Origin of the sequence: Kitasatospora sp. NPDC058406, from assembly GCF_042722765.1 — a bacterium.
Lineage (GTDB): Bacteria > Actinomycetota > Actinomycetes > Streptomycetales > Streptomycetaceae > Kitasatospora.
Window position 1 is genome coordinate 1 of the sequence record NZ_JBHXKE010000270.1, and the last position, 11718, is coordinate 11718.

An 11718-nucleotide genomic window follows, 5' to 3' on the forward strand; every position below is an offset into this window, starting at 1 on the left:
CTTTCACACCGGCCCTCCGGGCGCTTCGTTCTTTCGTGTTTCCAGCTTACCAGACGTTTTCCGCTCCGTTTTCCGGAGTTTCATTCATCCGATTTCCCGAACTGGCCGGGTCCGCTTTTTGCGGCGACCTCCACATTAGCGCATTCCGAGTGTTGCTCGAAATTCACTCCCGCCTCGGCCGGCGGAAAAGCCGACCGACCCAATCGAAATGAGATTCGAGTGGGAGTGGGACTTGCTGAGTGGGGTGGCCGCTCCAGCGACTCGTTCAACACTAGGCCACCTGGAGGACATCGTCAAACATCGAGGGCGGGATCCGGCTGGATCCCGCCCTCGATGGTCGAAGCCGCAGCTCAGCGGCGTCGAGATTCAGTCACGAAGCGGTCAGCTCCGCCGCCGCCAGGTTCCGCTTGCCCCGACGCAGGACCAGCCACCGACCGTGCAGCAGATCGGCCTCGGTCGGGACCGCCTCCTCGTCCGTCACCTTGACGTTGTTGAGGTAGGCGCCGCCTTCCTTGATCGTCCGACGGGCCGCCGACCTGCTGGGCGCCAGACCGACGGCGACCAGCAGGTCGACGATCTGCTGAAGCTCACCGACCTGGGCCTTCGGGACCTCGGCCAGTGCCGCCGCCAGGGTCCGGGCCTCCAGGTCGGCAAGGTCGCCCTGGCCGAACAGCGCCTTGGACGCGGCCACCGCGCGCTCGTACTGCTCGGCACCGTGGACGAGGGTGGTCAGCTCCTCGGCGAGCGCGCGCTGGGCGAGGCGGGCGGCGGGGCGCTCGCCGGTCTCGCGCTCCAGTTCCTCGACCTCCTCCTTCGAGCGGAAGCTGAAGATCCGCAGGAAGTTGGAGACGTCCCGGTCGTCCGCGTTCAGCCAGAACTGGTAGAAGGCGTACGGAGTGGTCAGCTCCGGGTCGAGCCAGACCGTGCCGGACTCCGTCTTGCCGAACTTGGTGCCGTCCGCCTTGACGATCAGCGGCGTGGCCAGCGCGTGCACCGACTTGCCGTCGGCCTTGCGGACCAGGTCCGTGCCGGCGGTGAGGTTGCCCCACTGGTCGCTGCCGCCGGTCTGCAGCGCACAGCCGTAGCGGCGGTTCAGCTCCAGGTAGTCCATGCCCTGGAGGATCTGGTAGCTGAACTCGGTGTAGCTGATACCCGCGTCGGAGTTGAGCCGCCGGGAGACGGCCTCCTTGGCGATCATGTTGTTGACCCGGAAGTACTTGCCCACGTCGCGCAGCAGGCTGATCGCGGACATCCCGGAGGTCCAGTCGAGGTTGTTGACCATGCGCGCCGCGTACGGGCCCTCGAAGTCGAGGAAGCGCGAGATCTGGCCACGCAGGCGCTCCACCCAGCCGGCCACCGTCTCGGGGTCGTTGAGCACGCGCTCGGCGGTGGGCTTCGGGTCGCCGATCAGGCCGGTGGCACCGCCGACCAGGCCCAGCGGGAGGTTCCCCGCCTGCTGGATGCGGCGCATGGTGAGGATCTGCACCAGGTTGCCGAGGTGCAGGCTGGGGGCCGTCGGGTCGAAGCCGCAATAGAACGTGACCGGGCCGTCCGCGAACGCCTTGCGCAGTGCGTCCTCGTCGGTGGACAGGGCGATCAGCCCACGCCACCGCAGCTCGTCGACGATGTCCGTCACGGTCACGCTTCTCCTTCGGTCGGGCGTCCGCCCGGTGTGGGCCCGGTCCGGTCGGGCCCCGGTGCAGGACGGCTCCAGCGTGGTAGAGCCTACGCGGTCGGGGCCAGCGAGTTTCGCCCGGACCGACATGAACACGCTCCCGCCTCGGGCTTCGCGGGAACGGCCCCGGAAGGGCCCGGCCCCGCACCGCCACCGGAAATTCCGTTGTTCGACTGCCTTGAGCCCCTTCACAGTGGTCCCACCGCCGTGCGGCGGCAGTGACGTGTGTAGAGACGGTCGTGCCGCCGTGGCACGCCCGTTGAGAAGGGTGGCCGAGGTGCGCAGCACGCTGGTTCTGAACGCAAGCTACGAGCCGCTGACGACGGTGTCGCTCCAGCGCGCCGTGGTCCTGGTGCTCCAGGACAAGGCCGTGGTGGAACAGGCGCATCCCCTGCGCACCATCCGCGGGACGGGGGTCTCCGTGCCGGTACCCCGGGTGATCAGACTCCAGCGGTACGTCCGGGTGCCGTTCCGACAACAGGCTCCGTGGTCACGGCGTGGGGTGCTCGTCCGGGACCAGTACCTGTGCGCCTACTGCGGGCGGCGGGCCACGACCGTGGACCACCTGCACCCCAAGTCGCGGGGTGGTGAGGACAGTTGGCTGAACACCGTGGCCGCCTGCGCCGAGGACAACCAGCGGAAGGCCGCCCGGACGCCCGAGCAGGCGGGGATGAAGCTGCTGCGCAAGCCGTTCGTGCCGACGCCGCAGGCCACCCTGATGATGGCGCTGGGGCTGCGTGGCTCGGACGTCCGGGAGCTGGCCGACTGGCTGCCCGCCCAGGTCGTCCCGGCCACCGTGCACTCCGCGGCCTGAGTCCGGAGCCCGGCCCGACCGCGCCACGCACGAGCGGTCGGGCCGGGCGGATGAGCTGGCCGGGCGGGCGAACCGAACGGCCCGGTCAGCCCTTGGCCTGGTATCCGGTCGCGGTGCCGAAGTTGGTGGAGTGCTCGGGGACGGCGACGACCCGGCCGCCGCCGATCAGCACCCGGCCGGAGACCAGCAGGGAGCCCGTCCCCGGCGGGAAGTTGCCGCCGACCGTCTCCCGGCCGCCGTCCAGGGCGAAGCGGCTGAGGTGCGCGGGCTGGTCCAGGCGTTCGTCGAAGGCGAGCACCAGCGCGCCGCCGTCGATGCCGACCGCCCTGGCCGCGCCCTTGCCGGAGGCGACCGTCCTCCAGCGCTGCTTGCCGCTGTCCAGGTCGTAGCCGACCACCGCGGCCTGACCGCCGCCGTTCGGCACCGGTGTGACGGTGGTGACCATGGTGCGGTCCCGGAAGTACACCCCCGGGGTGGCCGAGAACGCGCCGTGGGCGACCTCCAGCCGGCCCCCGGCGTCGGCGACCGGGATCTCGACCGCCGGGTCGCCGGCCTGGCCCCAGGCGAACACCCGGTCGTCCTCGGGCTTCTCCCCGGTGGTGAGGACGACAGCCGGCTCGGCGGAGAGCACCGTCGCCGTCCTCGGCCGGTTGTTCAGGCCGCGCCACCAGGCGACCGTGCCGTCGACGGTGTTCAGCGCGACGGCCTGGTCGACGGGAGTGGAGTCGGCGCAGGAGCTGGCCACCAGGACGGTCCGGCCGGCCACGCCACCGGACAGCGTGCAGAACTTGCCCTGCCCGGTGTACTGCCAGACGTCCTTGCCGTCGGCCGACTCCCACGCGACGACGTGGTCGTCGCCGACGGCTATCACCTTGTCCTCGGTGACGCCGATCCGGGAGTTGTAGGGGCCCTTGGCCTCGGAGAGCGTCTTGGTCCAGGCGGTCTTCCCGGCCTTGGTGTCGACGGCGGTCACCAGGGCGCAGGGGCTCTTCGGGTCGGCCTGGGCCCGGAACAGCACCGCTCCCACGCCCGCCGCGTTGACGTCCGGGGAGAGCCCGCAGGGCACCGCACCCGCGGCGGGCGGCTCGACCGACCAGACGGGCGTGCCGGCCTCCAGGTCGTACGCGTGCACGCCGGTCGCGTCGGCGCGCACCACCGAGTCGGCGAGCAGCCAGCTGCCGACCAGGGTGTCGTCACCGACCGGCCGGTCGGACCCGGACCGGGCGGACCACGTCTTGGCATGGGCGACGGTGAACCCCGGCTCCCCGCCGGCGGCGGCGCCGGCGGACGCGCGGCCGCCGCCCTCCGAGCCGACCGCCAGTCCGGCCGCGACCAGGACGCCGAGCGCGGCGACCCCGGCTCCGGTCCGGACGGCCAGGGCCCGCCTGCTCGGCGCGTGCTCGGCTGAGACGACGGCGCCGGTGGCGGCCCGGGCCCTGGCCGCGAGGCCGGTCCGGGTGGGCGACGCGGCGGCGGGACCGGCGGCCGGTACCGGCCGCTCCGCCTCCGGGTCGGCGTCGGGGGCCGGCTCGGGATCGGGCTCCGGTTCCGGTTCCGGTTCGCGATCGGGTTCCACGTGCACGTAGCCGTCGGCGGAGTACTCGGCACCGACGGGTGCGTACAGCTCCTCCCCCGTCGGCTGCGGCTGCTGCGGGACGGCGTACGGGGCGTACTGCTGCTGCTCGTGGTCGGTGTACTGGTAGTACGGCTGGTACTGCTGATAGGGCTGGTACGGCCGGTTCTGGTCGTACTGGCTCTGGTCGTACTGGCTCTGGCCGTACTGGCCGTAGGGCCCCTCGACGTACCCGCCCTGCCCGTAGGCGGCCTCGCCGTACCCCTGTTCCGGGTGCTGCGTGCCGGGACCGTACGCGTACCCGGGCTCGCCCGGCCGGCTCTGGTCGGCGTACTCGCCGTGCCCGGCGGGCCACTCCTGCGGCGCGTGCTGCGTCTGCCACTGGTCCTGGTACTGCTGCGGCCGACCGTCACCGAGGGGGTCCTGAGCCATCCGTTCCGTCCCTCCCGACCGCCTGTACTACGGCAGTCAGCATCTCACGGCCCCGGAGCGGTCGGTTCCGGTGTGCCCACAGGGGCATCGGACCGCCGGCCGGGGCAGCGGAAGGGGCGGGACCGGGCAGGACGGGACCGGGCTTCGCGCGCGCTAGCGGGCGGACTCCGTCCGCAGGATGGTGTCGATCCGGGCCGCGAGGGCGAGGTCGAGGGCGGTGAGCCCGCCGGCGCTGTGGGTGGAGAGGGCGAAGCGCAGCGTGCGCCAGCGGATGTCGATGTCGGGGTGGTGGTCCATCGCCTCGGCGGCCTCGGCGACGGCGGTCACGGCCCGGATCCCGGCCGGGAAGTCGGGCGCCTCGGCGATGCGGACCAGGGAGTCCCCGTCGCGCGACCAGTCGGGCAGGCCGGCCAGTCCGGCCTCGATCTCGTCCTCGGTCAGCCGTGCTCGGCTCATCGGCCCGCTCCCATCACCAGAACCAGAAGGAGAAAAGGGGTGTCAGCTCCGCCGGCGCGGACGGGGCACCAGTTCGCCGCCGCAGTTGGGGCAGCCGGCGGCCGTCGCCTCGGTGCACGCCGGACAGAAGGTGCACTCGTAGGAACATATAGAGGCCGGGCCGTCCGGCGTCAGCGACACCTCGCAGCGCTCGCAGATCTCCCGCATCTCCAGGGCCATCGGGGTCCTTCCCGGCTCTAGGTCGCGAGCAGTTTGACGACGGCCACGAGGCCGACGACGACGATCACGGCGCGCAGGGCCTGCGGCGGCAGCTTCCGGCCGACCTTGGCGCCGACCAGGCCGCCGACGAGCGAGCCGACCGCGATCAGTCCGGCGGCCGCCCAGTTCACGGTCGACGTGAAGAGGAAGAACAGGGCGGCGACGCCGTTGACGATCATCGCCAGGGCGTTCTTCACCCCGTTGATCCGCTGCAGGTCATCCTGGAGCATCATCCCCATCAGGGCCAGCAGCAGGACGCCCTGGGCGGCGCCGAAGTAGCCGCCGTAGATGCCGGTGAGGAAGATGCCGACGAGCAGCAGCGGGCCGCCGTGCGGGTCGCCGTCGGGCCGGCGGCGCGCGGCGACGGCCTTGGCCACCCTGGGCTGGACGATCACCAGGACCAGGGCGAGCAGGATCAGGACCGGGACGATCGCGTCGAAGGCGCTGCTGGGCAGCTCGATCAGCAGGTAGGCGCCGAGTACGCCGCCGAGCAGGGAGGCCGTGCCGAAGCGGGCGAGCCGGCGGCCCTGGCCCGCCAGCTCCCGGCGGTAGCCGATCACGCCGCTGAGCGAGCCGGGGACCAGGCCGAAGGAGTTGGAGACGTTGGCGGTGACCGGGGGGAGCCCGACGGCGAGCAGGACGGGGAAGGTGATCAGGGTGCCCGAACCGACGATCACATTGATCATTCCGGCACCGACACCTGCCACCAGGACGGCGATCGCCTCCCAGGTCGTCATGAGCCACCTCCCGCGCTGGTCCTGTCCCGTCCGCGGCGATCATGCCGGACCACGGGGTGGGCGATCCAGCCTCGCCCACGATTCGGGATGTTCGACACACCCTCGCGGAAAGCGCCCGAGGGCCCGCCCCGTGCGGTACGGGAGGCGGGCCCTCGGGCCTCGGGCGGTCCCCCGGCCACCGGGGCCGGGGGGCGGGGGATCACTCCGGGTCGCTCTTGCGGTACTCGCGGAGCGGGTCGATCCGGGGCCGGGCGGAGCCCTTGGTGTCGGTGTCCAGCGGGCGCGGACCGGCCGCCGGGTCGAGCGGCACCTGGGTGGCGGCCGGCGGCGCGGCCGGGGCACTCGGGGCGGCGACCGCGGCGCCGTTGGCACCGCCGCCGAGGCCGGACGCACCGGTGAACGCTCCGCCGATGCCCTTGAGCGCGTCGCCGATCTCGCTCGGGATGATCCAGAGCTTGTTGGCGTCGCCCTTGGCCAGCTCGGGCAGCGTCTGCAGGTACTGGTAGGCGAGCAGCTTCTGGTCGGCGTCGCCCTCGTGGATCGCCTCGAAGACGGTCCGGATGGCGGCAGCCTCACCGTCGGCGCGCAGCACCGCGGCCTGGGCCTCACCCTCGGCCTTGAGCACCTCGGCCTGCTTCTCACCCTCGGCGCGCAGGATCTGGGACTGCCGGTTGCCCTCGGCGGTGAGGATCGCGGCGCGCTTGTCACGCTCGGCGCGCATCTGCTTCTCCATCGAGTCCTGGATGGAGGTCGGCGGCTCGATCGCCTTCAGCTCGACGCGGTTGACGCGGATGCCCCACTTGCCGGTGGCCTCGTCCAGCACCCCGCGCAGGCCGGCGTTGATGACCTCGCGCGAGGTGAGGGTGGACTCCAGGTCCATGGAGCCGATGATGTTGCGCAGCGTGGTGACGGTGAGCTGCTCGATGGCCTGGATGTAGCTGGCGACCTCGTAGGTGGCCGCGCGGGCGTCGGTGACCTGGTAATAGATCACCGTGTCGATGTTGACCACCAGGTTGTCCTGGGTGATCACCGGCTGCGGCGGGAACGGCACGACCTGCTCACGCAGGTCGATCCGGTTGCGGACGCGGTCGATGAACGGGACGACGATGTTCAGCCCCGCGTTGAGCGTCCGGGTGTAGCGGCCGAAGCGCTCCACGATCGCGGCGCTGGCCTGCGGGATGACCTGAATCGTCTTGATCAGCGCGATGAAGGCCACCACGACCAGGACGACCAGGACGATAAGGACGGGTTCCACGGACTCTCCCCTAGACGACCAGGGCGGTCGCGCCCTGGATTTCGACGACGTCGACCTGCTGCCCCGGCTGGTAGACCTGCTCGGGGTGGAGCGCGCGGGCCGACCAGATCTCACCGTTGAGCTTGATCCGTCCGCCCTCCCCGTCGACCCTTTCCGCGACGACCGCGGTGGCGCCCTTCAGCGCCTCGATGCCCATTCTGATCTGCGGGCCCTTCCGCAGCGCCCGGTACGCGATGGGGCGGACGACGACCAGCTGCGCGACCGTGGCCGCGACGAAGGCCAGTACCTGCCAGACCGGGTCGGCGCCCAGACCGGCCACGCCGGCCGCGACGAGCGCGCCGACGGCGAACATGGCGAACTCCGGCATCACCGTGATCACCAGCGGTATACCGAGGCCGACGGCGACCAGAAGCCACCAGATCCAGCTGTCCACGTGTCCATCCTAGGGAGGGAAGGGCCTACCAGGCGGTCAGTTCCCGCAGGTGGAGGGGCGGAAACCGGTCGCACGTGCGACCGGTTCCAGTTCAGTGGAGTTCAGTGGGTCCGGTGCCTCCCCGGGGCTGCCCCGGCCCGGCCCCGGGAAACCGCCGTTCGCCGGCCCTTCCCGGACGCCGCCGACCGCCGCCGACCGCCGCCGGTCAGCCGAGCGGCAGGCCCTGGGCGGACCAGCGGTCGCCGTGCCGCTCCAGCATGAGCGGCAGGCCGAAGCACCTGGACAGGTTGCGCGCGGTCAGCTCGGTGTCGATCGGCCCGGCGGTGAGCACCTTGCCCTGGCGGATCATCAGCACGTGGGTGAAGCCCGGGGCGATCTCCTCGACGTGGTGGGTGACCATGGCCATGGCCGGCGCGAACTCGTCCTGGGCCAGGGCGCCGAGGCGGCGGACGAGGTCCTCCCGGCCGCCGAGGTCGAGGCCGGCGGCGGGCTCGTCCAGCAGCAGCAGCTCGGGGTCGGTCATCAGGGCGCGGGCGATCAGGGTGCGCTTGCGCTCGCCCTCGGAGAGGGTGCCGAACTTGCGGCCGGTCAGGGCGGACATGCCGAGGCGGTCGAGCAGCGCCAGCGCCCGGGACTCGTCGGACTGCTCGTAGGTCTCCCGCCAGCTGACCGTCATGCCGTAGGCGGCGGTGAGGACGGTCTGCAGCACGGTCTGCTCGGCGGGCAGCTTGTCGAACATGGCGGCGCCGGCCAGGCCGACCCGGGAGCGCAGCTCGAAGACGTCGACCTCGCCGAGCTTCTCGCCGAGCACGGTGACCTTGCCGGAGGTCGGGAAGAGGTACGTGGAGGCGATCTGCAACAGGGTGGTCTTGCCGGCGCCGTTCGGGCCGAGGATGACCCAGCGCTCGCCCTCGGAGATGGACCACGAGACCTGGTCGACCAGCGCGCGCTCCTCCCGGACCACGGATACGTCCACCAGCTCCAGCACGTCGCTCATGACCTACGCCTTCCCCAAAACAGAAATACGGCCGTCGGTGCGGGCGGGCAGCCTACTCCGGCGGCCGGTGGGCACGGAGGTGGGTGCGCCGCACGCGCATGGGCAAACCTACGCCACGCGGATGACCGCCGATTCCGTAGGCTGGCCGGATGCTCGCGACTCCTGCCGACAATCCGTACGAAGAGCCCCGTTCGGGACGGCTGGCCGCCTGGGGCAACGCCCTGCTGGCCGGTCTGGTGCCGCCCGACAACGCCGCCGCGGCGGTCCTGGGGGACGACGAGAGCCACCGGGTGGCCGGTCTGCCCGGGGACGGCCCGGGCGAGCGGCACGGGCTCACCTGGGCCCTGGGCCGGCTGCGCGTCCTCGGTGTGAAGGGGCTGCGGCTGGCGCTGCCGTCGGCCGGGCACCCGCTGGGCCTGACCGGACCGGCCCCGTTCAACGCGAGCGCGCTGGCCGCCGGCGAGGCGGTGCTGGCCGTCGGGGTGCCGCTGGGGCTGGTGCCCGAGGTCGAGGTGTTCGGCCCGCCCGGGGACCGCTCGGCGACCGTGCTCTGGCGCTGCCTCGACGTGAACGACGCCCCGCCGGCCGACGTGCCGTCGCTGCACGAGGCCGAGTTCGAGCTGACCGACGGGCTGCGCCAGGCGACGCTGCTGCTGACCCGGCTGGACGTGGCCGGAGCGGGGCCGGAGGCGCTGCGGGCGCTGGAGGCGTACCGCCGGCGCGGGCACGCCGAGCTGCTCGCACCGGGTTACCCGCCGCGCGCCGTCCGGGTGCTGGAGTCCGCGCGCCAGGTCGCGGCGTTGTTGTCGATCGCCTCCGGCAGCCACGGCGCGGCGGTCAGCGCCTCCGAGATCGCGGCCCGGCAGGCGGTACTGGCGCCGCTCTGGCGGACCGCCCGCCGTGCGCAGGTGGCGGCGTACAACGCGCTGGTGGACGAGCGCCCTTAGGAGCGGTGCGGCCCCGGGAGCGGTGCGGCCCCGGCGGGCCTCCCGGGGCCGACCCCGCCGACGTCCGCCGAGATCGGCCGGAATCGGCCGGAATCGGTCGGGTCGGTCGGTCGGCCCGGGCTTCGGCCCGCGGGTCTACGGCCGGGACTCACCGTGCCGGACGGCCCAGAGCGCGGCCTGGGTGCGGTCGGCGAGGTCCAGCTTCATCAGGATGTTGGAGACGTGCGTCTTCACCGTCTTCTCGGACAGGTGCAGGCTGCGCGCGATCTCCCGGTTGGAGCGGCCGTCCGCGATGTGCCCGAGCACCTCGCGCTCGCGCTCGGTGAGGGTGCCGCCGCGGCCCTGCGGGGCACGCGGGCCGTCGTCGGCGAGCAGGGCCTCGGCCAGCTCCGGCTGGAGCAGCACGTGGCCCGCGTGGACCGAGCGGATCGCACCGGCCAGCGCCTCCGGGTCGACGTCCTTGTAGACGTACCCGGCGGCGCCGGCCCGCAGGGCGGGAACCATCGTGCGGTGCTCGGTGAAGCTGGTGACGATCAGGATCCGGGCCCGGCTGCCCTCCTCCTTGAGCGTGCGCAGCGCCTCGATGCCGTCCACGCCCGGCATCTTGAGGTCCATCAGCACGACGTCCGGGTCGAGCGCGCGGGCCCGGTCGACGCCCTCCGCGCCGTCGGCGGCCTCGCCGACCACCTCGATGTCGTCCTGCACCTCCAGGAAGGTGCGCAGGCCCCGGCGGACCACCTGGTGGTCGTCGACCAGCAGGACCCGGATCGCGGACACGGTGTCAGGCACCGGGGACCTCCATCTCGACGACCGTTCCCCTGCCGGGGGCCGAGTCCAGGGTGAGCCGGCCGCCGACGGCGGCGGCGCGGTCGCGCATCGAGGCCAGGCCGAGGTGACGGCCGGCCCGGCGCACGGAGTCGGGGTCGAAGCCCCGGCCGTTGTCGCTGACCCGCAGCACGGCGCCGCGACCGGGCGTGCCGGCCAGGGTGACGGTGACGCGGCGGGCCTCGGAGTGGCGCAGCGCGTTGTGCAGGGCCTCCTGGGCGACCCGCAGCATGGCCGCCTCCTGGGCCGCCGGCAGGGCGCGCACGCCGTCGGCGGCGAAGGCGATGTCGGCGCCGTGGGCGCGGTCGAGGACCTGTACCTGGGAGGCGAGGGTGGCGCTGAGGCCGTCCTCCTCCAGGGCCGCGGGGCGCAGCTCGACGACGACGGCGCGCAGTTCGTCGGCGGCCTCGGCGGCGAGCCGGCCGACCTCGGCGAGTTCGGCGCGGGCGCGGACGGGGTCGCGGTCGACGAGCTTGGCGGCGGCCTTGGCGGTGAGGCGCAGCGAGAACAGCTTCTGCGAGACGGCGTCGTGCAGGTCGTGGGCGATCCGGGCGCGTTCGCCGGCGAGGGTGAGCTCGCGGCTGCGCTCGTACAGGCGGGCGTTGTAGAGGGCGAGGGCCGCGTGGGCGGCGAGTATCCGCAGGAGTTCCTCGTCGTGGTCGGTGAAGCCGCCGCCGCCCTGCTTGTTGGCGAGGTAGATGACGCCGAGGACCTCGGGTTCGTCGTCGGCGTGGTCGGTGTCGACGATGGGCATGCCGAGGAAGGCGCCGAGCTCGGGGTGGGCGGAGGGCCAGCCGCCGAAGGAGGGGGCCTGCCGGACGTCGGCGAGCCGGACCGGGCCGCTCTCGTGGAGCATCGCGGCGAGGACGCCGTGCTGGCGGGGCAGCGGGCCGATGGCCTTCCACTGCTCGTCGGTGACGCCGTCGACGACGAACTGGGCGAAGCCGCCGTGGTCGTCGGGGACGCCGAGGGCCGCGTACTCGGCGCCGAGCAGGCGACGGGCGGAGGCGGTGATCCGGCGCAGGACCTCGCGGACCTCCAGGTGGCGGCTCATCCCGAGGAGGGCCTGGCTGACGGCCTCGATGCCGGCGAGGCACGGTTCACAGGCGGGCAGGGAGCCGTCCGGCGGCGGGCCGACCGGGATGCGGTCGACGGGCAGCAGGCCGGCGTGCCGGTGGTTGCTGGGCACGGGGGGCATACGGCCAACCTACCGCCGCCCGCGCGGCGGTCGCGTCGGTCCCCGGCAGGGCGGGGCCCGGGTCCGGAGACCTAGGTCGCACGGCGCGGTGGTGCCCGGGCACTGCCCTGAAACGGCC

Annotated in this window: 12 protein-coding genes; 2 read left to right on the plus strand and 10 right to left on the minus strand. The window is 73.0% G+C overall.

Annotation, left to right across the window (positions count from 1 at the left end):
• Positions 1–370: 370 nt before the first annotated feature.
• Positions 371–1636, minus strand: a complete 1266-nt coding sequence (gene tyrS, locus ACFWOG_RS34880; RefSeq protein WP_380363297.1) for a tyrosine--tRNA ligase — start codon at positions 1634–1636, stop codon at positions 371–373.
• A 316-nt stretch (positions 1637–1952) separates the two neighbouring features.
• Between tyrS and ACFWOG_RS34885 the strand changes: the two genes are divergently transcribed.
• On the plus strand, positions 1953–2489 hold the full coding sequence (locus ACFWOG_RS34885; protein ID WP_329949166.1) for an HNH endonuclease: 537 nt from the start codon (positions 1953–1955) through the stop codon (positions 2487–2489).
• Positions 2490–2574: 85 nt separating this feature from the next.
• Here ACFWOG_RS34885 and ACFWOG_RS34890 read toward each other — a convergent pair whose 3' ends face one another.
• From ACFWOG_RS34890 to ACFWOG_RS34920, 7 genes are all read right to left on the minus strand, one after another.
• Complete coding sequence (locus tag ACFWOG_RS34890; RefSeq protein WP_380363290.1) at positions 2575–4494, minus strand: PQQ-binding-like beta-propeller repeat protein; 1920 nt, start codon at positions 4492–4494, stop codon at positions 2575–2577.
• Between the two features lie 153 nt (positions 4495–4647).
• Entirely contained in the window at positions 4648–4950 is a 303-nt protein-coding gene (locus ACFWOG_RS34895; RefSeq protein ID WP_380363292.1) for a 4a-hydroxytetrahydrobiopterin dehydratase, read from the minus strand.
• A gap of 42 nt (positions 4951–4992) precedes the next feature.
• A complete protein-coding gene (locus tag ACFWOG_RS34900; RefSeq protein WP_329949600.1) occupies positions 4993–5169 on the minus strand; it encodes a DUF1272 domain-containing protein in 177 nt (58 codons plus the stop codon).
• 17 nt (positions 5170–5186) lie between these two features.
• A complete protein-coding gene (locus ACFWOG_RS34905; RefSeq protein ID WP_329949599.1) occupies positions 5187–5945 on the minus strand; it encodes a sulfite exporter TauE/SafE family protein in 759 nt (252 codons plus the stop codon).
• 199 nt (positions 5946–6144) lie between these two features.
• Positions 6145–7200: an SPFH domain-containing protein gene (locus ACFWOG_RS34910; protein ID WP_327682004.1), complete on the minus strand. Its 1056-nt coding sequence runs from the start codon at positions 7198–7200 to the stop codon at positions 6145–6147.
• Between the two features lie 10 nt (positions 7201–7210).
• Entirely contained in the window at positions 7211–7633 is a 423-nt protein-coding gene (locus ACFWOG_RS34915; protein ID WP_329883456.1) for an NfeD family protein, read from the minus strand.
• A 205-nt stretch (positions 7634–7838) separates the two neighbouring features.
• Positions 7839–8630 (minus strand): ABC transporter ATP-binding protein, encoded by a 792-nt coding sequence (locus tag ACFWOG_RS34920; protein WP_329883455.1) that lies wholly within the window; start codon positions 8628–8630, stop codon positions 7839–7841.
• 149 nt (positions 8631–8779) lie between these two features.
• On the opposite strand from ACFWOG_RS34920, the gene ACFWOG_RS34925 reads away from it, so the two are divergent.
• Positions 8780–9577, plus strand: coding sequence for a hypothetical protein (locus ACFWOG_RS34925; RefSeq protein ID WP_355401698.1), 798 nt, complete (start codon positions 8780–8782; stop codon positions 9575–9577).
• A 135-nt stretch (positions 9578–9712) separates the two neighbouring features.
• Here the strand turns inward: ACFWOG_RS34925 and ACFWOG_RS34930 are convergent, their stop codons facing one another.
• Both ACFWOG_RS34930 and ACFWOG_RS34935 read right to left on the minus strand, forming a co-directional pair.
• Positions 9713–10366 (minus strand): response regulator transcription factor, encoded by a 654-nt coding sequence (locus ACFWOG_RS34930; protein ID WP_329883453.1) that lies wholly within the window; start codon positions 10364–10366, stop codon positions 9713–9715.
• Positions 10359–11456, minus strand: coding sequence for a GAF domain-containing sensor histidine kinase (locus ACFWOG_RS34935; protein ID WP_329883465.1), 1098 nt, complete (start codon positions 11454–11456; stop codon positions 10359–10361). Before ACFWOG_RS34935 ends, ACFWOG_RS34930 begins: the two co-directional genes overlap by 8 nt.
• Between the last annotated feature and the right edge of the window lie 262 nt (positions 11457–11718).

What these genes read in the sequence shown, in the direction of transcription:
- ACFWOG_RS34890 (WP_380363290.1), bottom strand. Translation starts at nt 4,494, where the DNA reads ATGGCTCAGGACCCCCTCGGTGACGGTCGGCCGCAGCAGTACCAGGAC.
- ACFWOG_RS34895 (WP_380363292.1), bottom strand. Translation starts at nt 4,950, where the DNA reads ATGAGCCGAGCACGGCTGACCGAGGACGAGATCGAGGCCGGACTGGCC.
- ACFWOG_RS34900 (WP_329949600.1), bottom strand. Translation starts at nt 5,169, where the DNA reads ATGGCCCTGGAGATGCGGGAGATCTGCGAGCGCTGCGAGGTGTCGCTG.
- ACFWOG_RS34905 (WP_329949599.1), bottom strand. Translation starts at nt 5,945, where the DNA reads ATGACGACCTGGGAGGCGATCGCCGTCCTGGTGGCAGGTGTCGGTGCC.
- ACFWOG_RS34920 (WP_329883455.1), bottom strand. Translation starts at nt 8,630, where the DNA reads ATGAGCGACGTGCTGGAGCTGGTGGACGTATCCGTGGTCCGGGAGGAG.
- ACFWOG_RS34925 (WP_355401698.1), top strand. Translation starts at nt 8,780, where the DNA reads ATGCTCGCGACTCCTGCCGACAATCCGTACGAAGAGCCCCGTTCGGGA.
- ACFWOG_RS34935 (WP_329883465.1), bottom strand. Translation starts at nt 11,456, where the DNA reads ATGAGCCGCCACCTGGAGGTCCGCGAGGTCCTGCGCCGGATCACCGCC.